General features: G+C 55.2%; 1 protein-coding gene. It reads left to right on the top strand.

Annotated features, from left to right (window positions below):
* Window positions 1-91 precede the first annotated feature (91 nt).
* Window positions 92-1,296 (top strand): IS3 family transposase gene (locus BN1129_RS07800; RefSeq protein ID WP_157013305.1). Its coding sequence is split into 2 segments (ribosomal slippage): window positions 92-410 and window positions 410-1,296, totalling 1,206 coding nucleotides; the frame shifts between segments, so codons are not numbered across the junction.
* The last annotated feature ends 37 nt before the right edge of the window (window positions 1,297-1,333 follow it).

Raw genomic sequence — 1,333 nt, 5'->3', positions numbered from 1 at the left:
TAGATTGGCCCCTTGAAGATCCAGACACTTCGCCCCTCTTAACTTAAGAGGTAGTCTTGGAACTATGTTCAGTACTAGTCGCAACGAGAAGATGGTCGAAGTGTTAACAGGGGCTGAGCGCCGTCGACGCCGGACTCCGCAGGAAAAGATCTCCATCGTGCAGCAGACCTTTGAGCCCGGAATGACCGTCTCTCATGTCGCTCGCTTGCACGACGTCAACGCCAACCAGCTTTTCAAATGGCGTAAGCAATTCCAGGAAGGGTCTCTCACGGCGATCACCGCCGGTGAGGATGTTGTTCCAGCCTCCGAGTTGGCTGCTGCCATCAAGCAGATCCGAGAGCTCCAGCGTCTGCTCGGGAAGAAGACCATGGAGAACGAGATCCTCAAAGAAGCCGTGGAGTATGGTCGAGCAAAAAAATGGATTGCGCATGCGCCCTTGTTGCCGGGGGACGACGATTAAGTGCTGTGAGCCAGGCCCTTAATGTATCGCGTGCGCAGCTATCCGTTCGTGTTCATCGAAAACCAGGTTGGCAAGATGGTCGTAATCATCGCCAGCATGATGATGCAGCCTTACTTGGCCGGATCATGGAGGCGATGGCTGAGCTTCCCTCCTATGGCTATCGCCGAGTCTGGGCGCTGTTACGGCGTCAGTCAGAGGCAACACGACAGCCTGTGGTAAACGCCAAACGGGTATATCGCGTCATGCGCGATCATGGCCTGCTGCTGGAAAGAAAACCGGCTGCACCATTGACCCAGCGGGCACATAAGGGGCGTGTTGCCGTCAAAGAGAGCAATCGACGTTGGTGCTCAGATGGCTTCGAGTTTCGCTGCGATAATGGTGAAAAACTACGAGTCACGTTCGCTATGGACTGCTGTGACAGGGAAACCTTGGACTGGGCTGCCAGTACTGGGGGGTACAACAGTGACACGGTGCAAGATGTCATGCTGAGGTCTGTCGAACGACGCTTCGGGGATTCGTTGCCGGCATCACCGGTGGAGTGGCTGACTGATAATGGCTCGGCGTATCGCGCCCATGAGACCCGCGCGTTTGCACGAGAAATCGGGTTGGAGCCCAGAACGACTGCGGTGAGAAGCCCACAGAGCAACGGTATAGCGGAGAGCTTCGTCAAGACGATGAAGCGAGACTATATCGAGATTATGCCGAAACCAGATAGCCGAACAGCGGTAGGCAACTTGGCCATCGCGTTTGAGCATTATAACGAACACCACCCGCACAGCGCCTTGGGATACCGTTCACCTCGGGAATTTCTGCGCAGTCGGGTATCACAACCCTAAGCGGGAAAAAGTGTCTGGATCTATGGGGTCAAATCCA

The organism is Aeromonas popoffii, assembly GCF_000820025.1.
GTDB lineage: Bacteria > Pseudomonadota > Gammaproteobacteria > Enterobacterales > Aeromonadaceae > Aeromonas > Aeromonas popoffii.
This window is presented reverse-complemented; position numbering and strand designations above follow the sequence as displayed.